Genomic DNA, 22040 nt, shown 5'->3' with positions numbered 1-22040 from the left:
AGGAAGAAATATAATGAAAAAAATAGTACTTCTTATTTTAACCAGTTTGGTGAGTTCTCATTTGGCAGCGATGGAGGCTTTAACTGATTCAGACATGCAGCAAGTTGAAGGACAAGCAGGTGCCGATTTATCTTTAAAATTGGTATTGAACCAAATTAATGCAAGTGATTCATATTACACCACAAATAATGCCTATAAGTTTGATAATGGTACTGGCGGTATTTGTGAGAAATTACAATTTTGTCATTTGGCATTGTCTGTCAATAATCGCTATGTTGATGCAAATGGTTTAGCCAGTAGTACTGAAGGGAATAAACTTTGGGTGGTCTTTAAAGGTGTACAAGGGACGATTAATATCCAGAAATTGGGTTTGGACGGTGTTGATTTGGTCTATAAAAATACCACTGCTATGCAGATGATCAAACCCGCAATTCAGTTATCTTTTGATGCGAATCAACCGATTCAAATTCGTAATTTTGGCTTCAACTCTCTTTCTATCGAAAAAGATGATTTCACCAGTAAAACTAATCCAGATGGAACAGTTACGGAAAACTCATCGGGTGCAACGGAAGGCCAGTATGGTTATTTAAAAGCCAATAAATATGTAGCAAAACCTCAAACAACGGGCGCTAATGGCTCTACCGCAAACAATTATGATGTCGGTCGAGAAACGGGCTTTATGGGGGTACAAATGAACGGTAATCTTGTGCTGCAGGGCAAGCTGATGATGTTTAGTTGTGATTCTACAATGAATAAGCGTTGCTAAAATAAATCTGAGGGTTTAGGGATGAACATTAAAAAACAACAATATGGAAAAAGATTTATTTTAAATACATTGGCTTTGAGTTTGTTGGCTATACATGCACCTGTTTATGCATTACAAGCTTTAGATGATAGCGATTTAAGAAACGTAAATGGTCAGGATGGCGTACATATAGAGGCTAGCTTAAAAGAAGCCAATATTAAAACATTGTACTGGACAGATCAGGCAGGTCGCGCAGAAGCAGATGCAACCAGTCAAGCGCTCGTTGCAACAGCAGATACGGTTAAAATACAACAGAGCAATACTTCTACAGATCCATTAAAAGCAGATATCAAGCTTAATATGGGCACTGTTGCGGGCAAAACTGGAGTGAATTTAGATTTATCACTCTCTCCTATGCTGATGACCGTCGATTCATTTCGTGTTTGTGATAGTGATCCAAGTGGGGCGCGTTGTAGTGCAAAATTGGGTAATTTAGCGGTACAGACGGCTTCAAATACCAGTATTGGATTAAAAACAAGCAATGGTCTTTTAAGTAAAACAGATCAAGTTGAGTTAACTTTAGGGCTTCAAAATGCCAACATCTATTTAGGCCAAAGCAGTGCCACAAATCAATTAAATCAACTGATTTTAAAGAATTTTAACTTTAACTTTAAAGGAAAAGGTTTTGCGTTTATCGATGCAGCTGAAGGCTTTAAATTACAAACGAATTCTGGAACTAATATCGCGGGTGCAAATCAGGCACCAGATACGAACTATGGTTATGTAGATTTAACCCGTGTGGTTGATCCCGCTTCATTAAAGGCGGGTTTTATAAACACAGGCAGTTATGGAAATGGGACTTCCACAACCAATGCGGGTTTAAATCTTGAAATTATGGTGAATAATAAAGGGATCAATCCTACATCGCTTTATGATGTCGATAGCTATAATACGCCAACAGGTGCTAAAGGGCTGATTCGCGTGGGTGCCAGTGGGCGTATGGTGAATGGTTCATTGCAATTTCGTGGTGTACAGAATGCCAGTAGTTTAATTGGTTCTGCTGTTAATTCGAGTGGTGCAGACACTGGAAAAGATATTGTTGGTGGTTCTGGTATCGCATTTCGTATGAAGACGGATTTCACCAAAGAAGGTGACACCATGCTTGCTGGTGGTGGCGATGCAACCACTTTGGAAATTGGTGGTGCTGGATTAAATAGTTACGGTTTTGAGTTTGGTAATTTAACCGGTTTACAAAAGGGAACGCGTGCTTCTTTTGACACAGGGAATGTTTTTTTAAACCTTACCGACTCTAAGCAAGTTACGATACCTGTAAACACAACCTTCCAAAATTCAAGTTTTGGTAATGGCCAAGCTTTAACCAATTTAAGTGATTATAAACAAGATATTTATACGACCCTATCAGCGGGTAATCGTCCTTATGCTGTGGTCGCTTCAATTCGTGGTGGGGAATTCCAAGCCATCTCTAGACGAGGGAGATTTACCACTGCCGCTGGTGTTGCTGCTGGTAACTTATTTACAGAGAGTGGTTTAAATAATCAGTGGGGACTGGCTTTACCCTTTTATAACTTAAATGCCAATTTAGCGATGTATGGCACAACCGTTTATGCTGATAAAGCCTATTATTATTCAGCAGATGGTGCGAAAAGCAGTGTCTCGAATACAGCTGGTATGCAAACCTCTAGACTCGGTTTTTCTTTAGGTTTAAGTACAGAGGGTGTGGATAAAAATGGTACAACTAAGCTTGGCAATAAAACAACCTCGATTTTGGTGATTGATGGTGGTCAAGTAAAAAATGATGCAGGTGTTCCGATTGCCGGTACCTCTAAAGACTATTATTTAGGTTTAAGAAACATCGATATGTTGCTGAAAGGCAATGGCAGTATCGGGGTGGAAAACGGAAGTTTAAATTTAAGTTTAAAAAATATGTTGGTGGTGATGGCGGCTGAAGTTGCGGCAGGTTATTTACCTGGAACAACCTATGCATCATGTGCAGGTGGTATTGCAACAGCAAGCGTCGCTTGTGGCAATAAGGGAGCATCTGATTCCAATAATTTCGCCAAAAGTGATGATGTGTTGTTTGGTCTAAAACTTCGCTTTGGTGGTGATATGGATTTGTCACTTATTCCAAATAGTGAAATGAAAGCGGATGGTACAGGCAATCGTTTAACTGTGGTCGGTGATTTAAAATTAGCAGCTACAAATAACACCATCCAGATTAGTGATCCTGTCAATGGTTCTATACTTGGTTTAGATAACTTGACGGGTGATATTCGCTTTAACAATGCTATTGTGCTCAGTAAAAACTCAACGAGTGGGACTGGTCAGGTTGGATTTAATGCAAGTTTACAATTTAATCCAACACAGTCCGTCGGCGGTGTATTTAGAGCGAGAGATTTAAACTTCTATCCTCCATCTATGAATGGCGCTTTAGTTTCGGGTGCACGCTTAGGTGAAATTGCGTTGACAGGAGGTCGGTTGACCAGTGAATTTAACATTGTTCCTCGGAATTAATGCGTTATTGGTCGGCTAGTGCTTTTATCGTACAGAATTTCTGATTAGACTGTGATGTGGTAGGCAGTATATAAATTTTCCTAAGGATTAGGATAATGAAAAAAAATAGAAACCTAGGATGTATATCATTATTGATACTGAGTCCAATTGCGCTGGCAATGGAACCTATGGATGATCAAAGTCTTTCCCAAACAACGGGGCAAGATGGGATAAATGTTGGTATAAATTTGAGTAAAGTTCAACTCAATCAAATTTCAATTATTGATCGTGACGGGTTAGGCTCAACTGTGAATGATGCAAATAAAGCATCGCTGGTTCTTGCTGGTAAAAGTGCTGGTACGGTTGCTGACCAAACTGTTGATATCACTTTTCTAGGCGCTTCAAATACCCCAACGATGAACATAGTCATGGATACCGATGGGGGCGCTACAGGTGGAGCAAGTGGTAAACCTTTTGCCAATATCGGAATGAGCTTTGCAAGTAATATTACCGGGATTAAAGTTTCACCATTTGCGCTTTACTTGGCTGGAGCGAGTTCATCTTCAGGGCCTGCTGGATATCAATCTATTTTTACAGGTACCAGTGAAAAATCCGATGTCATTAAATTTTTAAAACTGAATGATGGTTTTGATATCAACTTTGCTGCTGCCAAACCCACCATTAATTTACAGTTAGGTAATGCACCTCAAGGGCGTATGATTGCTTTTGGTGGGGCAATTCAATCGATTTGTGGTACGGGATCAGGCTGTGCTATTGCACTTTTATCTGATGATAGCGATATTGGTGCAAATTTTAACTTCCAATTAACTGGAACAGATAAGGTCAATGGTTTTTCATTAAACGGTTTCTATGCTGGCGTTGAACCAACAGGTTTTGTCTTTGGTAATACGGGTGAATCGAGTAAGTTTGATCTGGGTATCAATCAGATGATTATGGGAACGAGTGGGGCAAGTGCGGCAGGGACTTTTAATGGTCTGCAAAATGGCTCGATGGGGAACTTTGGGGCAATCGGAACATCAGTTACAGATTTAAAAGTCAAAATTAATGGTCTGTAATGCTGGTCTATAAAATATCAAAGCATAAAAAACCCTATAAGTTGTGTGACTTATAGGGTTTAGTTTATTTCAGGGCTTTTTTAATGCGATTGAAAAATTACTTCACTAATTTAGCCAATAACTCATCTTTGCTTAAATTTACAGATTCGGCATCTCTACGACCTTTGTATTCAAAAGTTCCAGCATCTAAGCCTTTTTCACCAATGACAATACGGTGAGGAATACCTGTTAATTCCAAGTCAGAGAATTTAACACCAGGACGCTCATTACGATCATCCAGTAATACATCATAACCTGCGGCTTGTAATTCAGCATAAAGTGCTTCAGCTGCTTCAAGCGTACGTGGAGATTTTTGCGCATTCATTGGTACAATTGCAACTTCGAAAGGGGCAATTGCAGATGGCCAAATAATACCTTTCTCATCAAAGTTTTGTTCGATCGCGGAAGCAACTACACGGGTTACGCCAATTCCATAACAGCCCATTGTCACCACTAATGGTTTGCCGTCATCACCCAAAACTTTACAGCCGAGTGCTTCTGAGTATTTGGTACCCAATTGGAAAATATGACCGACTTCAATACCACGTTTAATTAAAATCTTGCCTTGACCATCTGGAGATGGGTCACCTTCAACCACATTACGTAAGTCAAAAACTTCTGTAAATGTTGCATCACGGTCCCAGTTGATACCAGTGGCATGTTTATCGACTTCATTGGCTCCCGCAACAAAATCTGAAAGCACAGAGGCTGCACGGTCAACAATCACAGTTAAGCCTTTCTCAACCAGTCCTTGTGGTCCGCAGAATCCTGCAGTTAAACCAAGAGCATTGAGTTGAACATCTGTTGCAAATGTTAAAGGTGCGGCAATCAGTGGATGCTTTTCAGCTTTAATTTCATTGAGCTCATGGTCGCCACGCAGGAATAACGCGATTACAGGAACATGACCCTTTTCATCAGCAATACCTTGTACAAGTAAGGCTTTTACCGATTGCGCTGGATCTGTATTTAAAAATGCAGAAACATCAGCAATGGTTTTTTGATTTGGTGTGTCTACAATTTTTAGATCTTGGCTAGGTGCTGCACGCTCACCAGTCAATACTGCTTCAGCCATTTCAACATTGGCCGCATAGTCAGATTCGGTTGAGAAAGCGATATCGTCTTCACCACTTGATGCAAGTACGTGAAACTCATGTGAACCTGAACCACCAATCGATCCTGTATCTGCTTGAACAGGGCGGAAGTTTAAACCTAAGCGGGTGAAAATTCGGCAATACGTATCGTACATAACATCATAAGTTTCTTGTAATGACGCTTGATCGACATGAAAAGAATAAGCATCTTTCATAATAAATTCACGCGAACGCATCACACCGAAACGTGGACGAATTTCATCACGGAACTTAGTTTGAATTTGATAAAAATTCATTGGAAGTTGTTTATAACTTTTTAATTCATTGCGAGCCAAATCCGTAATGACTTCTTCATGTGTCGGACCAAGAACAAAGTCATTGCTATGGCGGTCTTTAAAACGCAACAGTTCTGGGCCGTATTGTACATAACGACCAGATTCTTCCCATAGTGAAGCTGGCTGCGTCACGGGCATTAATGTTTCCAAAGAACCTGCACGATTCATTTCCTCACGAACAATCGCTTCAACTTTATTGAGCACACGTACACCCATCGGCAACCAAGTGTATAAACCTGAAGCCAATTTACGGATCATCCCAGCACGTAACATGAGCTGATGTGAAATGACTTCAGCATCGTTTGGGGTTTCTCTTAACGTTGCAAATAAAAAGCGACTCGCGCGCATGGAAACTGTCCTAAAATTTTTAGATTTAAAGGAATGATTATACGATAAAAAAATACGATAAAAAAATAAGCTGAACATTTTTAATGATTGTTTAAATTGAAAACTTTCTATTCTTATATTGGCGATGCGATCAGAGCTCGGTTTTAACTTGAAATTAGCCGATATCGTGAAAGGTTGTTTAAATCATTTATATTGTTTTGTTAAGTTCTTATCAATAATAGAGCCAAGGAATTCCGAATTAAAAGGTGATTATTCAAGTTTTTTAAGGCGGTTAATAATATCATCATAGTAGGTTTGTGTCTTGCGGTAGTTGTCTTGTAGGCTTCCAATATAATTCTTTGTTTTATCTATGTTTTCAGAATTGTATTTGATCCGATCTTTGAGTGTAACAGGAACAGAGTTACCTTTGCGGTAGTATTCCATTTCTTGTCTTTTAAGTATAATACGATCACTTTGAAGTTGTTTAAGTGTTTGGTTTTGTAGTGTTATTTGTTGTTTTATATTGCTTAGAAGTTCATTTCTTTTGTTGACAGCGACAGATGAGTTGCCATAGGCACGCTTTAAGCGCGCATCTTGTTCTAATTTACGCATTTCAGATGCGCGTGACGTCGATTGCTGTAAATCTTTTTCGACATTATAAGCATGATTACGTTTGATCACTTGCATGTTGCGATCAAGTGCTTCATAACCATTTTTTATGTGTGCTGGTGTGACCGAGGTGCTGATATTGGCCACCCCATTTTTATCATAATATCGATACCATACCGCTTTAGCTTGAGGCGTATCAGCATAGACCGATAAAGTACAGATGAGTAAGCTGACTGAAAGGGCGGTATTGCATATTTTTTTTGTTTTTGACGCTATATTTTGGTAATAGATTATTCTATCCATTTAAAGTCTACCATCCCCAAAAAATCAATGTAAGTTATATGATTTTGAAACTATCTTTGGTCATTTTATGTGGTTACAAAATTTTAATAAACAATTAACTTCTAAAAAAAAGCAGAATATTTTTTTTTATGTGAGCTTTACTGTGTTTTACTGTTTGAAGTGAGATTTCCGACAAGAAATGTTCATTGATAAAGTGAGTTAATATATGTTAAAAAAACATGATTAATTGTAAAAATAAATCTGTACAGCACAATTCATTCCAAGCTTACGGAAAGGGGCATTAAATGGACGATAAATTTCAAAATCTAAAAGTCATGGTGATCGATGATTCTAAAACCATTCGTCGTACTGCTGAAACATTATTACAAAGAGAAGGTTGTGAAGTTGTCACTGCTGTAGACGGTTTTGAAGCCTTATCTAAAATTGCTGAAGCAAATCCAGATATTGTTTTTGTCGATATCATGATGCCTCGTCTGGATGGCTATCAAACCTGCGCTTTGATTAAAAACTCCCAAAATTATCAAAATATTCCAGTCATCATGTTATCCAGTAAAGATGGCTTATTTGATCAAGCAAAAGGTCGTGTTGTCGGTTCAGATGAATATTTAACAAAACCATTTAGTAAAGATGAACTATTAAATGCTATTCGCAATCATGTGACTGCTTAAATGAACGGTTAATTTGGGGGAAATAATGACAAAAATTTTAATAGTTGATGATTCACCAACAGAAATGTTTAGATTTAAAGAAATTCTAGCTAAGCATGGATTTGAAGTGATTGAAGCAACCAATGGTGCAGATGGTATTACACTGGCGCAAGCTGAATTGCCGGATCTTGTGTTAATGGATGTTGTTATGCCTGGTGTAAATGGTTTCCAAGCGACTCGTCAGATCGCACGTGGTGCAGCCACCAAGCATATTCCAATTGTGATTGTAAGTACTAAAGATCAAGAAACCGACCGCGTTTGGGGAAAACGTCAAGGGGCTTGTGACTACTTAACCAAACCGATTGATGAGAATCAGCTGATCAGTACGATTAAGCAACATCTACAAGCAGGATAATGTATGGCAGCAAATGGATTTATCGAATTACTTCGATTGTCTAAGCGAGGAAATAAAAATTACGCTGACAATGAAAATGAAGTAAACCGATGGTCAGGCATTGCATTTGAAATGATGGGGCAATATTTTGTTGCGCCTTTGGGTGAGGTTTCAGAAGTTATTTATCCGCCAAAATACACACCCGTTCCCAATGTTCAGGGATGGGTGAGAGGTTTAGCGAATATTCGCGGACGGTTATTGTCAGTTTCTGATTTGGCTTTTTATTTAACGGGGCAAAGAAGCCAATTTCTACCTACTCAAAAAGTCTTATGTATTAGTCATAATGACCACTATGTTGGTCTGATCGTAGATCAGGTTTTGGGGATTCAACATTTTAATAAAAAAGGTTTTTTTTCTAAAAACAATCAATTAGAAGAAAACCTTCAAACCTATTGTCAGGGATATTTTCAGCAGCATAATCAGGCTTGGAATATATTCTTGTTTAGTCGTTTGTTAAATGATCCTCAATACATGAATGCATCAGAAAAATTTATAAACTAGCTTTGACGCCTAATGAGAGTTAAGCGAATCGGGAGAAGCTGAATGGGCTTTAAACTAAAGAAGAAAAATACAGGGGATACTGCTCAAAAAAGTAGTTCAGGCGTATTAACCAAAACCAAATCAAAAATTGATGAATTTGCTAAGTTGTTTGGGGAAAGCGACAAATCAAAGCCATTTATTCAAATGGCAATTGCCAGCATCATCGTTGCGATTATTTTGCTTTTGGTTCTATTCTATACAGTTCCTCGAAATAACGACTTAACTCGTAGCTTGGGTGAATTAAAACTTTTATCACAGACCTTATCTCGTCAAGCAGCTGAAGCCACTGGATCAGGTTCGACAAAATCAATAGAGGCTTTAGTTGCATCACAAAAGAAATTTAAAGAAAACTTAGAAGTTGTCAAAGATATTCATGCATCTTCAAAACAAGTGGAAGACGTTGAAAAAACATGGAAACAAGTTTCTGCTGATATCGACATGATTGCGACACATCAAAAGATCATTAACCAATTATATGATACCAATATCGCTGTTGCGGATGTGATCCCTGGCATGCAGGCTGAATATAATGCAATGGTTGACCAAATGGCACGTGACAATATGTCAAGTACTCAGGTTGTTATCGCAAAAAACCAAGTATTCCTTGCGGAACGTATTTTACGTTCTATTGGTTCAGTATTAAGTGGTTCAGAGAATACCCGTGTTTCAGCAGATGACTTTAATGCGGATACCGAAACATTTGGTACGTATTTAAATGCGCAACTCAATGGTAGTGCCGATTTAGGTGTAATACGTATTGATAAACCTGAACTACGTGAGTCTTTAGAAAGTATTAAAGCGGATTACAATGAAATTGTGCAATTGGCATCAACTTCTGTACTAAAGAACTCTGATCAGATTTTTAAAGTACGTCAGGCATCGTCAGACATCTTTGCGCAATCGGATAATTTATTAAAAGGTTTGGATCGACTTTCGGTAAATACTGGTGTGGGTACGATTTTACCTGCATTGATTTTACTCCTTGCACTTGGCGCATTCTTATTTGCTGTATTTAAACTACTCGGTTTACGTAGTGAGTCAGATAAAGTTCGTGTAACACGTTTACAAGATGAGTATGACCGTAACCAGAATGCGATTTTACGTTTACTTGATGAAATTGCCGATTTGGCAGATGGTGATTTAAGTTCGTATGCTACGGTATCGGAAGACTTTACTGGTGCAATTGCCGACTCGATTAACTTTGCGATTGACCAATTACGTGACCTGGTATCTCGAATTAATGACACTTCTCAAGAAGTTGCACAATATACGCAGAATACGCAACAGATTACTAACCAGTTGGCTGAAGCTTCTGAGCATCAGGCGCAAGAGATTGCAGGGGCATCAACAGCGATTAATGAAATTGCACAGTCGATTGACCACGTATCTGCAAATGCTGCTGAATCAGCAGAGGTAGCACAGCGTTCTGTACAAATTGCATCAAATGGTGCAGATGTGGTAAACCGTTCAATCGAGGGGATGGATACGATTCGTGAGCAGATTCAAGAAACTTCTAAGCGTATTAAACGTTTGGGTGAGTCTTCTCAAGAGATTGGTAACATCGTATCGCTGATTAATGATATTGCCGACCAAACCAACATCTTGGCATTAAACGCAGCAATTCAGGCATCTATGGCAGGTGAAGCGGGTCGTGGTTTCGCCGTGGTTGCGGACGAGGTACAGCGTCTTGCTGAACGTTCAGCATCTGCAACCAAGCAGATTGAAACACTGGTTAAAACCATTCAGACCGATACCAATGAAGCCGTAATTTCAATGGAACAAACCACCTCGGAAGTTGTGCGTGGTGCGAACCTTGCAAAAGATGCGGGTGTTGCCTTGGGTGAGATTCAAACAGTATCAAGTAACTTGGCTGGTTTGATTGAAAGTATTTCTGAGTCAGCGAAATTGCAGTCTGCTTCAGCAGGTCATATTGCAAATACGATGAATGTCGTACAAGAAATTACCTCACAAACCACTGGTGCAACATTTGATACAGCCCGTTCGGTTTCTGAATTGGCAAGTATGGCGGATTCATTACGTCAATCAGTTTCAGACTTTAAACTGCCTGACTAAAACGATTGATACTTTATATATGTGCAATATCTACTGTAACAAGTGGCTATTGCACAGAATGGAACGCCTTCTAAAGCCATTCAGCTTGACTGTATTTTGAAAGGTTTTAGTCCCAAAGACGGGAACTAACATAGAAGCCTGAGCTATGAAAGAAATATTAAAACATTTAGTGGAACACGTTACTTTACCTGAAGATGCGTATCTTGGTCAGGATGAGGAAATTTTAGAAATTTTTGTAGAAGAACTTGAAGAAATTTTTGAACAGCTACAAACCTCTCTTGATCGATGGCAACTCGAAGAGTTTAAAGATACCGAATTGGTCAATATTCGCCGTTATTTTCATACGCTTAAGGGGTCTGGGCGTATGGTGGGGGCTAAACGTTCTGGTGAACTTGCTTGGACTGTTGAAGATACATTAAATCGTATTATTACGAAAAATCTGGAACTTACTTCCGAGATTCAACACTATGTAAGCGCAGTATTTAATATTTATAAATTCAAACTCTACTCAGAGTTTTTAAATCGAAAACCGCATCATTTAGATTTAGCACCTTTGGTGTATTTGGGGCAACAGCTACAACAGAAACAAAGCTTAGAACCTGCTTTAGATGAGTTATTGGCATTATCAAATACACTGGATAATGAAAATGTCATTACTGGTTTGGAGATTGGTGAAGATACTGCAACAGCAGCAGGAACCTCTGTGACCACTCCGCATGTGGTTGATCTCGTTGCAGATGGCTCTACAGATACGACTGAAGAAGAAGTGGTAGTTGAATCCACTGTTGCAGATGATAGTTTAACCTCTGAAACCTTGGAAATCTTTGTTGAAGAGTCAGAGGAGCATCTGGCGGCAATTAAAGACTTTTTGCACTTAGAAGAACATACGCCTGATCAATATAATCGCTTGATTCGTGCCTTGCATACTTTGCGTGGCAGTTCTTCAATGGCGCATGTCAATGAGGTCTTTGAAGCAAGTGGTAAGGTCGAGCATTTATTTAAAGTATTGGTTCAAGAAGATACCGAGTCCTCAAAAAATGAAAATGCGCTACTGACTTACTATGCTGAATTTGTCAGTGATTATCTCTATGTTTTAAAGCTGAAAGGTAATCAAGCTGTTGAGCTACAAACCATTTATCAAAAATTTAATGATGCTTGGGAACGCTACGATTTCCAACATCAATATCAACATTCGCAAACGGGTTTAGTCACACAATTGGTTGATCTTGAGATCGATCTATTACTTGATGCCGAGTTTGAGTTTGATAAGCGTGCCCAAGTTGAATATCCAGCATATTTCCAACAACTGGCTCAACAAGCGCAGATGTTGATAGATCATACCAATAATCGTGCTGCACAAGGCATTCATGATTTTAGTCTTGCTTTAAAAGATGGTTATGAACAAGTTATTCGCAAGCCTGATTTATTAAATACTGATTATGTTTTTGAAATGTTTTCTAAGGCCCATCAGGAATTTATTCATTTATTCGATACTTTGGCATCAGGACAAAGAGTCAGCCTAAATGAATCAACACAAGCGATTTTGGCTGAGTTACATGACTATTTACACCAAGAAATAGACACTGGTGTTGCTGGTCAAATTGTTGAAACAAGGATTGCGCTAGACACTGAACAGCAGCCAGATACAGTCTCAATGGCAGCGAACCCTGTTGAATCAGTAGGGAACTATGTACTGACGCAAATTAATCTGGATAAACAGAATATTGACTCAGAACATAGTCAACGTGAATTTGATGCTGATGTTCTCGACATTTTTATTGAAGAAGCCGACGAATTGTTGGTTGGGATGGACCATGACTTAAATACTTGGTCAATTCATCCTGATGACACAACAGCACTAAACAATTTGATGCGTTATTTGCATACCTTAAAAGGTGGTGCAAATATGGTGCAAGCGACCCATATTGGTTTGATTGCGCATGAGTTAGAAACCATTTATGAACGCGTGATTAAAGGTCAACTCAAAGCAGAACCACACATTATTCAAGCAATTCGTTTAATTCAAGATGATGTGGCAGATCGCATTCAATTGATTCGTGAAAAAACAATTGATTATCCTGCAACTCATATTCTCAATGTTTTACACAATATCGATCAGCAAGATCCGATTGAAACTGTTCAAGCGCCAACAGTGGTTGAACCACAATTTAGCCATGATTCAGCAGATTTACATGAAGTCGCATATGTTGAAGACGATATCGTTTTAGCGATTGATCAAACTCCAGAATTGCTTGAAACTGAACCCTCGGATCAAGATCAACAACCTGCAATTGATGCTACTCAATTGTTTATAGATGCAAATCAAGATGCAGGTTTAGATCCTGTTGAAGTTGTTGCCCGAGAAACCTTTATCGAAGAAGCAAGAGAGCTGATTGATGATGGTTTAAGCATTTTATCTCAATGGTTTGATCAGCGTAGCAACCGTAGCTTCCTACTCCAATTACAACGTATTGCACACAGCTTAAAAGGCGGTGCAAAAATGGTGAAATTGGAAGAAGTTGCTGATATTGCATATGAATTAGAAAATGCATTTGAGCAATTTGGTTTACATAATTTTAACTCGAATGTTTATGATGGTTTACTGGAAAAAACCTTTCATTGGCTAGATGCAGCAATCTTTAAACATCACTACGATAACTTTGAAGGCTTAAAGTCGAGTTTACATGGCATTGAATATGTTGATGTTTCTGCACAGCTTCCAGAAAAATTATCTCGAACAAATTTAATCTTTGAGCAATCGATCAGTGAGTTTGTTCAGGGGGATGGTACTGAGCCACCGTCAATGCTGGGTGAATGGGATCTTTCACAAAAAACTGAATCCAACAATGAGATGATTCGTATCTCTGCGGATTTGGTTGAAAAAATGATTGACCTTTCTGGTGAAAACGCGATCAACCGTTCACGTATTGAGATGGATTTGGGGCAGTTAGGGAATACCTTGACTGATATGGAGTTGGCTATTCAACGTTTGGCTGATCAGCTACGCCGTATGGAAGGTGAGTTAGAAAGCCAAATTATTGCAAAACATGGTGATTTAAGCGCTCGCTATGCAGATTTTGACCCTTTAGAAATGGACCAATATTCATCTCTAAACCAGTTATCAAAATCGTTGGCTGAATCTGCATCTGACTTGGTTGATTTTAAGACCACGTTGGCTGAAAAGATTCGTGATACTGAAGGTTTATTGCTTCAGCAATCTCGTATTCAAGCTGAAATTCAGGAAAGCTTGATGCGTACTCGTCTGGTACCATTCTCAAGATTGTTGCCTCGATTACAGCGTTTGGTTCGTCAGACCTCTTCAACCGTGAATAAACCCACTGAGCTTTTAGTCAATAATACTGAAGGGGAGTTGGATCGTAATATTCTGGAAAAATTAGTTTCACCGTTAGAGCATATGTTGCGTAATGCGATTGACCATGGGATTGAAGATGCGGAACAGCGTCAGAAGTCGGGCAAAGCATTGACAGGTCGAATTGATTTGAATATTAGTCGTCAAGGTACAGATGTGCTTGTATCGTTTAAAGATGATGGTAAAGGAATTGATCCAAAAGTTATTCGTGATAAAGCAATCGAAAAAGGCTTAATCAAAACTGATCAGCAGTTAGAGCCTGAGGAAATCCTACAGTTTATTTTCCATCCAGGTTTTAGTACAGCACAGCAAGTGACACAAATCTCTGGTCGTGGTGTTGGCTTGGATGTTGTGCAAAGTGAAATTAAATCACTTGGTGGACAAGTGAGTGTCAGTTCTGAGTTGGGGCATGGTTCAACCTTTACGATTACCGTACCTACAACAGTTGCGGTCAGCGATGCCTTGATGGTGAAAGTCGGTGATCAGCAATTTGCAGTCCCATTATCGCAAATTGATCGTATTGTTCGAATTTCACCAGCCGCTTTGGAAGAATATTTTGAAACTCAAAATGACTATTTTGATATCGATTTCCAAAGCTATAAGCTACGTTATTTAGGTGAGTTTACCTCGAATCAAGTCACTCCACGGTTACATGGGCTTGCACATTCATTACCAGTGTTGTTGATCAAGGGAAGCTTGGGGCAATCCATTGCCATTCTGGTTGATCAGTTAATTGGTTCACGTTCACAAATTGTAGTTAAACCGATTGGTAAGCAGTTTGCTACCATCAATGCGATTGCGGGTGCAACCATTCTGGGTGATGGTCAGGTGTGTTTGATTTTGGATGGACAAAATATTGCACGACAAGTTCAAGCATCTACCCGAGGTGGCGCTGAACATCTTCAACATGATAAACAACGTCATCGTGATCAACGCCGTTTGATTATGATCGTGGATGACTCAGTTACCGTTCGTAAGGTCACTTCACGTTTGCTTGAACGCCAAGGTTTCGATGTGATTACTGCGAAAGATGGTGTGGATGCGATTGAGCAACTTGAAAATGTCAAACCAGACTTGATGTTGCTGGATATTGAAATGCCTCGAATGGATGGTTTTGCAGTCACCAACTTGGTTCGCCATCATGAAATTCACCGCGATTTGCCAATCATCATGATTACGTCACGAACAGGTGAAAAACATCGTGAACGGGCATTTAGCTTAGGTGTGACAAATTATATGGGTAAACCATTCCAAGAAGCTGATTTATTGGAAAATATTGAAGCTTTGTTGACGGTTAAATAGGAACGCTCATGACAAAGAATATCGAAAAGTCTGCAATTGATAAAATTAGCACACGGGAATTACAGCATTTAATTACGGTGTCTACTGGGTTTATTGATGCATATATTATTGATTGTTATGATAAAGCACCAATGTTATTACCACAAAATGTGGTGCTTTCTGCTCAGAATAGTCCAACCTATGTCAATGTCGTGGAATGGCATGAAAAGAAGTTGCCGACATTTAGTGTCAGTGATCCTAAAAAGACCCTGGGTGTCGCACTGATCATTGAAGGGGAAGATGCAGACGAGCGTTTTGCCTTGATGTGCAATGAAATGCCAAGCTCGATACGGCTACGGATTTCAGAAGTGGTCGACGCAGAAGATAGCATCAAAGATAAGACGATTTTACAATATGTGAAAATTGGCGATAAGACTTATCATGTGCCAGATTTGGATCAAATTCAGTTACAGATTGGGATAAAGAAGACTTGATCTGTAATGCTTTCAAAGCTTATCTGTAAAAAAGGACGCATTTGCGCCCTTTTTTACTTAGTGAGAATTGCTCAGCTTAAGCGAGTAATTCGACTAAGATTTGTTCGTAGATTTCAGCCAAAGGCTCTAATTCAGCAATATTCACATGCTCATTAATTTGATGGATCGTTGCGTTTAAAACACCTAACTCAAGCACTTGAGCGCCTGTCGGTGCTATAAAACGACCATCAGAAGTCCCACCACTGGTTGAAAGTTCGGTCTCTGTCCCTGTCACATTTTTAATTGCAGTTCGTGCAGCATTGACCAACTCACCGACTGGGGTTAAGAATGGCAAACCTGATAAGGTCCACTCAATATCATAATCAACATGATGGCGATCTAAAATCTCAAGAACACGTAATTTGAGTTGATCTGCAGTCACTTCAGTTGAGTAACGGAAGTTAAAGGTAACGGTCATCGTGCCGGGTACAACATTGGTTGCGCCTGTACCTGCTTGAATATTGGAAACTTGGAATGAAGTTGCGGGGAAGTATTCATTGCCATTGTCCCACACCGTATCACATAGTTCAGCTAAGGCTTTTGACGCGGTATGAATGGGGTTGATGGCTAAATGTGGGTAGGCAACATGGCCTTGTTTCCCTTTTACTGTTAACACTGCATTTAATGAACCACGACGGCCATTTTTTACGATATCGCCCAGCGTATCTGTACTTGAAGGCTCACCGACAAGGCACCATGTCATTTTTTCATTACGTGCTTCTAAGGTTTCGACAACTTTAACCGTACCATTGATAGAAGGGCCTTCTTCATCAGAGGTGATTAAAAAAGCAATAGAACCTTTATGGTTGGGATGATTCTTTACAAAACGTTCAGATGCAACCACCATTGCAGCCAATGCTGTTTTCATATCAGCACTGCCACGACCATAGAGTTTGCCATCACGAATTTCAGGTAGGAATGGATCAGACTCCCATGCATCTAGATGACCTGTAGGCACAACATCGGTATGACCTGCAAAACAGAAAACTGGAGATGCCGTTCCGCGTCTTGCCCAAAGATTATCAACATCTTCAAAACGCATATTTTCAATATTAAAGCCTATAGCAGACAGACGATCTGCCATGATAGTTTGGCAGGTATGGTCTATAGGTGTCACGGAAGGCTGACGAAGAAGTTGTAAACTCAGTTCTAAGGTATCCGAATGATTCATGGACATTGATCAAGTAAGTAAATTGAACAATATAATAGAGGAAGATAAAACCGAATGAAAACCTTAAAGCTTGAGAAAGGATAAAACTATTTAAATTGGCATTAAAAAAGCCTTATCTATTGAGATAAGGCTCATGTTGTAGAATGAAGTTGAGTCTTACAATTTATTTTCAACTTTTTCTGCAGAATTCGTAACAGCATCCCCCGCTTTAGATACATCCTTACCAACACCTTTAAATGTGTTGCAACCAGCTAAAACAAAAGCGAATAACATTGAAACTGCTAAAATTTTTTTCATTACTATCTCCGTGTTTCACGCGTTAATTAGAATTTTAGTATACGAGCATCGGGTCAATATATCGTTATGTTTTTATGAGTGGATTGGTTAAACCGTGTATAAGAAACGTGAATAATTAAGCATTTATGTCAAAGAAAAGCGCCAGAGGGGCTTGGCGGTACATATAAAATTGCAGGCTATGGGTATCATGATATAAACCATTACACCAAAATTGGGCAGCAGCTGAGCTTTGCTTTAGATCTGGGCAAATCCATTCATGCCGTTGTAGGCGGTAAAAATCTTGTGCAATGTGATGTCCCCATTGACCCAATCGACGTTGCTTGTTGATCCATGAGGGGGATGCAACACCGTCTGTATTGTGAGGCAGATAAAGCTGTCCTTTCATCACAGCCAGTTTCTTTTCAATTTTAAGATCTAAAGCCTGGGTAAATTGAAATTGTTTTTCTGAGAAATGATTTAGTTTTCGTAAAAGGGTGTCGCTACGATTTAGACCATACCAATGCTTTAAGTGTAAGTTTGATTCGCCTAAATAGTACTTTAAAGCAACTTCCCAATGCTCAATCTGTTTTGTGGCCTGATTACGAACAAGGAAATCAATTTCGCCTAATGTATTCTTTGCTTCAATGATTTGGATACTATGCTGAATCAGTTGATAGTGTTGATTGGCTTCATCTTGTAACCAGAACCAAAATAAATATTCAAAACGTAAACCTAAACGTGTGCTTTTAAGCTGTTGTACAAATTCAATGAGTGGGGTGGGGTCATGATCAAGTTGATCTAAGCGTGTTTGAAAATCTATATATTGTTGTTGCCAAAACGCCGTGTCGTGTACTTCAAAACGATTTTTAATTTCTAATTCATCAGGCAGATGCTGAATAATATTGGGACTGGCAATGCAAAAAGCCAATTGACGAACAATAGGGTGTTTGTACTTTAACCAAGGCTCAAAGAAGTCTGTCATTGTATGTTGTCCTAAGCTGAGGACTCACTCAGTTTATTTTTAAAGAAAAGGTTTTTAGTGTGTTGAGATTCAAGCAAATAAGTGGATCAACATGCAAGCTCAATTTGACTGTATTGGAAATGATGAACACCGTGATTTTAAAATACAATGATTTCAATTGATTTAAAATATACTGGCAAAATCATTTGGGCGGTATACTAGTCGAATGGGCAGATTGAGTTAATCTATGAAAGTTTTGTTTTGGCGAACATTGGTGATTGTTTTTATTGTACTCGGGTTTATTGGGGCAATATTACCGGGAATGCCAACGACAGTTTTCCTCATCTTGGCAGCTTGGGCGGCATCAAAAGGTTGGCCACAGGTTGATGCTTGGTTACTCAATCATCCAAAATATGGTGCAACGCTTCGTGCTTGGCGTGAAAATGGGACTGTGCCACGTAAAGCAAAGTGGATCGCCAGTATTATGATGTTGATCAGTGGAGTAATTATGTTATTCACCAATGCACCACTGGCTGTGAAAATTTTTACCGATGTGACCATGTTGATTGTGGCTATCTGGCTTTGGTTGCGCCCTGAACCAAAACCTATTGTAAAAAATCTGAATGAAATGGATAAATCCGAATAGCCTTTATTTGATATTCTTGATCATTCAGTACTGAATATTTTATTAAGTTTAGAGCAAATAGATAATAGGGTTAAAATATTGATTAAATGATCAACTCAATTTAATTAAAATACAGGTTTTAAAACCTTATAAATAGATAAATAATAAACAAAAAACACCAATTTAAACTAAAATGATCTATTTTTTAATCACTCAAACCTAAAATAGGTAAAACATCGAGAAAAGCGTTTGACACTCAGTAAAGATTCTCTATAATGCACCTCACAAACGATGAAGTCGTTAGGGCGCTTAGCTCAGTTGGTAGAGCGTCTGCCTTACAAGCAGAATGTCGGCGGTTCGATCCCGTCAGCGCCCACCAAGCTTTAACGTTGAATTTTTAGTGCAGCGGTAGTTCAGTTGGTTAGAATATCGGCCTGTCACGCCGAGGGTCGCGGGTTCGAGTCCCGTCCGCTGCGCCACTTAAATTCAATCATCGTATGTATAGCAATTCATTTGTTAAAGTGCAGCGGTAGTTCAGTTGGTTAGAATATCGGCCTGTCACGCCGAGGGTCGCGGGTTCGAGTCCCGTCCGCTGCGCCACTTTAGAATGATTTTGCAGTGACATGTAATACTGAATTAGAGTCTAAATAGCTTTTTATTTATTCTAGTTTAGGGCGCTTAGCTCAGTTGGTAGAGCGTCTGCCTTACAAGCAGAATGTCGGCGGTTCGATCCCGTCAGCGCCCACCACATACAATGCAGCGGTAGTTCAGTTGGTTAGAATATCGGCCTGTCACGCCGAGGGTCGCGGGTTCGAGTCCCGTCCGCTGCGCCATTTATCTTATTTCCTGAGATCAAGATATTTGGATGTATAAGAATTTGAAAGGGAATATTGTTTTCTTTTATGTTCTGATAAAGTAATATTGTGAAGATCCACACTCAGGGCGCTTAGCTCAGTTGGTAGAGCGTCTGCCTTACAAGCAGAATGTCGGCGGTTCGATCCCGTCAGCGCCCACCATATACAACGCAGCGGTAGTTCAGTTGGTTAGAATATCGGCCTGTCACGCCGAGGGTCGCGGGTTCGAGTCCCGTCCGCTGCGCCATTTATCTTATTTCCTGAGATCAAGATATTTGGATGTATAAGAATTTGAAAGGGAATATTGTTTTCTTTTATGTTCTGATAAAGTAATATTGTGAAGATCCACACTCAGGGCGCTTAGCTCAGTTGGTAGAGCGTCTGCCTTACAAGCAGAATGTCGGCGGTTCGATCCCGTCAGCGCCCACCATATACAACGCAGCGGTAGTTCAGTTGGTTAGAATATCGGCCTGTCACGCCGAGGGTCGCGGGTTCGAGTCCCGTCCGCTGCGCCATTTATCTTATTTCCTGAGATCAAGATACTTGGAATTGTAAGAATTTGAAGTTTTTTGATTTTTAGAGATCAAACATTATAGACTTCATATCGCTTACTCCCCATCTTTAGGATAGAACTTAAGATTAAATCATCGATTTTCTTATAGGTTCAAACAGAGTAACAACTTTGTTTATCCACACTCAGGGCGCTTAGCTCAGTTGGTAGAGCGTCTGCCTTACAAGCAGAATGTCGGCGGTTCGATCCCGTCAGCGCCCACCAAATTTTCCAATCTAGTTATTTGTTTAGAACTTCTGTATAATATATAAGCATAAGTATTTTAAAAATAAATTTTCTATGCGAAATCCATATCAACGTAAAGCTGCGTCTTCAATTCAAAAAAACTCAGTTCAAACCCTAGACCAATATAAACATTTTGTCGAAATGATTGTTTCACAAACCAAGGTTTTTGTTCTTTATGATGATGGCTGGGCTTTGTGCGCATCACCGACAGGGCAACAGTCTTTAGCTGTTTGGCAAAGTAAAAATTTGGCACAACTTCTGATTAAAGATAACTGGAGCCGTTACGCAGTTCAAGAAGTTGAACTCATTGTTTTTATTGAACAGATGATTCCTTTTATCAAACAAAATAATACGGCAATTTCTATAAATTTAACCCCAGAAGGGCGGAATATTTTAGTTTCAACAAATAAATTTTTACTCGATATCAAAAATTATTTATATCAGATGTATACGACTCAACCTGAGTTATTTCAAAACAATAAACGCTTACCGTTACCACGGAAAATTCGCTTACATCAGTAACGCTGTACAGACAATGATATGGTTTTCTGTGCCTTAATATTCACCGAGCATCCACCCGCTGATATAGGCAAAGTACTCTCTTAACCATGCGTTATAACGTGTCGTGAGTGGGGTTTCAGCACCTACAGTAATGAAGTTATGATAGCCTTGTTTTCTGGCGATTGCTGCGGCACGTAAGGTGTGAAAATCACTGGTCACAATCGCAATTTTAGAGTCTAAAGTTAAACCATGCGCTTTTAAAATCGCTTGGCTATTTTTTAGGTTTAAGTCAGTACTGGTACTTTTATTTTCTTGTAGGATCCTACTGGCTTGGATTTGTATATGCTCTTGTAGATATTGCGACATAATTTCTGCTTCGGTTTTTTCTTCACCAAAATCTAAACCACCACTGACAATGATCAAAGCTTGTGATTGTTGTTTTGCAATTTCGCCGGCTTGATCTAAACGTTTTGCGAGGGTCGGTGAGGCTTTTCCTTGGGTAATCCCACTGCCTAACACAATAATCGCTTGTAGATTGTTTTCTGCTGTATTTTGTTGGGATTTTAAGTGGATATAACCAAAGAAGCCGATTAAGCTGACAGACCAAAGCGTAAATAGAATCCATCCTGAGCGCCAGATTTTCTTTAACTTTAAGTGTTGTGCTAAATACTGCTGAATGTGTTGGCTCCATAGCACTGTAGTGATAAAGGCTAAGCCAATCAGCAAAGGGAGTATTGTTCCTAAGTGGATTTTTTTATATAAAATTAAAATAAATCCATCGAGGAATAAGACAAATCCCAGCAAAAAAAAGACAATGCGGAAGAGTTTATTGTTATACATGGGTGAAAACAAATCATTAAAAATTAGTCTAATTCTAAACGAAATCTGTGTATTTATTATATATGAATCAAAAAAAACCGAG

At 39.2% G+C, this 22040-nt stretch carries 17 protein-coding genes and 10 tRNA genes; 21 read left to right on the top strand and 6 right to left on the bottom strand.

Annotated features, from left to right (window positions below; translation table 11 throughout):
- Nucleotides 1–13: 13 nt before the first annotated feature.
- The 3 genes from F981_RS17585 to F981_RS17575 all read left to right on the top strand — a co-directional run bounded on the left by F981_RS17585 (nt 14) and on the right by F981_RS17575 (nt 4332).
- A complete protein-coding gene (locus F981_RS17585; RefSeq protein WP_004723808.1) occupies nt 14–766 on the top strand; it encodes a DUF6160 family protein in 753 nt (250 codons plus the stop codon).
- Nucleotides 767–787: 21 nt separating this feature from the next.
- The gene (locus tag F981_RS17580) at nt 788–3277 is read left to right on the top strand and encodes a DUF6160 family protein (protein ID WP_004723807.1); all 2490 of its coding nucleotides are present in this window, start codon (nt 788–790) and stop codon (nt 3275–3277) included.
- Nucleotides 3278–3372: 95 nt separating this feature from the next.
- Nucleotides 3373–4332: a DUF6160 family protein gene (locus tag F981_RS17575; protein ID WP_004723806.1), complete on the top strand. Its 960-nt coding sequence runs from the start codon at nt 3373–3375 to the stop codon at nt 4330–4332.
- Nucleotides 4333–4429: 97 nt separating this feature from the next.
- Here the strand turns inward: F981_RS17575 and F981_RS17570 are convergent, their stop codons facing one another.
- Both F981_RS17570 and F981_RS17565 read right to left on the bottom strand, forming a co-directional pair.
- On the bottom strand, nt 4430–6145 hold the full coding sequence (locus F981_RS17570) for a proline--tRNA ligase (protein ID WP_004723805.1): 1716 nt from the start codon (nt 6143–6145) through the stop codon (nt 4430–4432).
- A 249-nt stretch (nt 6146–6394) separates the two neighbouring features.
- Nucleotides 6395–7036, bottom strand: coding sequence for a hypothetical protein (locus F981_RS17565; RefSeq protein ID WP_004723804.1), 642 nt, complete (start codon nt 7034–7036; stop codon nt 6395–6397).
- A 284-nt stretch (nt 7037–7320) separates the two neighbouring features.
- Between F981_RS17565 and pilG the strand changes: the two genes are divergently transcribed.
- From pilG to F981_RS17535, 6 genes are all read left to right on the top strand, one after another.
- Complete coding sequence (gene pilG, locus F981_RS17560; RefSeq protein WP_004723803.1) at nt 7321–7704, top strand: twitching motility response regulator PilG; 384 nt, start codon at nt 7321–7323, stop codon at nt 7702–7704.
- A gap of 25 nt (nt 7705–7729) precedes the next feature.
- Nucleotides 7730–8098: a response regulator gene (locus tag F981_RS17555; RefSeq protein ID WP_004723801.1), complete on the top strand. Its 369-nt coding sequence runs from the start codon at nt 7730–7732 to the stop codon at nt 8096–8098.
- 3 nt (nt 8099–8101) lie between these two features.
- The gene (locus F981_RS17550) at nt 8102–8638 is read left to right on the top strand and encodes a chemotaxis protein CheW (RefSeq protein WP_004723799.1); all 537 of its coding nucleotides are present in this window, start codon (nt 8102–8104) and stop codon (nt 8636–8638) included.
- Nucleotides 8639–8680: 42 nt separating this feature from the next.
- Complete coding sequence (locus F981_RS17545) at nt 8681–10750, top strand: methyl-accepting chemotaxis protein (protein ID WP_004723798.1); 2070 nt, start codon at nt 8681–8683, stop codon at nt 10748–10750.
- A gap of 145 nt (nt 10751–10895) precedes the next feature.
- The gene (locus F981_RS17540) at nt 10896–15422 is read left to right on the top strand and encodes a hybrid sensor histidine kinase/response regulator (protein ID WP_004723796.1); all 4527 of its coding nucleotides are present in this window, start codon (nt 10896–10898) and stop codon (nt 15420–15422) included.
- An 8-nt stretch (nt 15423–15430) separates the two neighbouring features.
- A complete protein-coding gene (locus F981_RS17535; RefSeq protein ID WP_004723795.1) occupies nt 15431–15895 on the top strand; it encodes a hypothetical protein in 465 nt (154 codons plus the stop codon).
- Nucleotides 15896–15971: 76 nt separating this feature from the next.
- Here the strand turns inward: F981_RS17535 and dapE are convergent, their stop codons facing one another.
- From dapE to F981_RS17520, 3 genes are all read right to left on the bottom strand, one after another.
- Nucleotides 15972–17105 carry a succinyl-diaminopimelate desuccinylase gene (dapE, locus tag F981_RS17530; RefSeq protein WP_004723792.1) on the bottom strand — a complete coding sequence of 378 codons (1134 nt, stop codon included), beginning with the start codon at nt 17103–17105 and terminating at the stop codon, nt 15972–15974.
- 156 nt (nt 17106–17261) lie between these two features.
- Entirely contained in the window at nt 17262–17402 is a 141-nt protein-coding gene (locus F981_RS17525; protein ID WP_004723791.1) for an entericidin A/B family lipoprotein, read from the bottom strand.
- A 115-nt stretch (nt 17403–17517) separates the two neighbouring features.
- Nucleotides 17518–18363 carry a DUF1853 family protein gene (locus tag F981_RS17520; RefSeq protein WP_004723789.1) on the bottom strand — a complete coding sequence of 282 codons (846 nt, stop codon included), beginning with the start codon at nt 18361–18363 and terminating at the stop codon, nt 17518–17520.
- Nucleotides 18364–18589: 226 nt separating this feature from the next.
- Here F981_RS17520 and F981_RS17515 point away from each other — a divergent pair, with 226 nt between their 5' ends.
- The 12 genes from F981_RS17515 (at nt 18590) to F981_RS17460 (ending at nt 21139) form a co-directional block, all read left to right on the top strand.
- Nucleotides 18590–18988: a YbaN family protein gene (locus tag F981_RS17515; RefSeq protein ID WP_004723787.1), complete on the top strand. Its 399-nt coding sequence runs from the start codon at nt 18590–18592 to the stop codon at nt 18986–18988.
- A 282-nt stretch (nt 18989–19270) separates the two neighbouring features.
- A tRNA-Val gene (locus F981_RS17510) sits at nt 19271–19346 on the top strand.
- A 23-nt stretch (nt 19347–19369) separates the two neighbouring features.
- Nucleotides 19370–19446 (top strand) — tRNA-Asp (locus tag F981_RS17505).
- A 44-nt stretch (nt 19447–19490) separates the two neighbouring features.
- Nucleotides 19491–19567 (top strand) — tRNA-Asp (locus F981_RS17500).
- A 72-nt stretch (nt 19568–19639) separates the two neighbouring features.
- Nucleotides 19640–19715: transfer RNA gene (locus tag F981_RS17495), tRNA-Val, on the top strand.
- Nucleotides 19716–19723: 8 nt separating this feature from the next.
- Nucleotides 19724–19800 (top strand) — tRNA-Asp (locus F981_RS17490).
- Between the two features lie 107 nt (nt 19801–19907).
- Nucleotides 19908–19983: transfer RNA gene (locus F981_RS17485), tRNA-Val, on the top strand.
- Nucleotides 19984–19991: 8 nt separating this feature from the next.
- Nucleotides 19992–20068 (top strand) — tRNA-Asp (locus F981_RS17480).
- A 107-nt stretch (nt 20069–20175) separates the two neighbouring features.
- Nucleotides 20176–20251: transfer RNA gene (locus F981_RS17475), tRNA-Val, on the top strand.
- A gap of 8 nt (nt 20252–20259) precedes the next feature.
- Nucleotides 20260–20336, top strand: a tRNA-Asp gene (locus F981_RS17470).
- Nucleotides 20337–20520: 184 nt separating this feature from the next.
- Nucleotides 20521–20596 (top strand) — tRNA-Val (locus F981_RS17465).
- A gap of 75 nt (nt 20597–20671) precedes the next feature.
- Nucleotides 20672–21139: a DUF2750 domain-containing protein gene (locus tag F981_RS17460; protein ID WP_004723784.1), complete on the top strand. Its 468-nt coding sequence runs from the start codon at nt 20672–20674 to the stop codon at nt 21137–21139.
- Between the two features lie 33 nt (nt 21140–21172).
- Here F981_RS17460 and F981_RS17455 read toward each other — a convergent pair whose 3' ends face one another.
- On the bottom strand, nt 21173–21958 hold the full coding sequence (locus F981_RS17455; RefSeq protein ID WP_004723783.1) for a YdcF family protein: 786 nt from the start codon (nt 21956–21958) through the stop codon (nt 21173–21175).
- Nucleotides 21959–22040: the final 82 nt, after the last annotated feature.

The organism is Acinetobacter guillouiae CIP 63.46, assembly GCF_000368145.1.
In the GTDB taxonomy this organism is placed as follows: domain Bacteria; phylum Pseudomonadota; class Gammaproteobacteria; order Pseudomonadales; family Moraxellaceae; genus Acinetobacter; species Acinetobacter guillouiae.
Note: the sequence above shows the minus strand (reverse complement) of the source record. Positions and strands in the feature narration are given on the sequence as shown.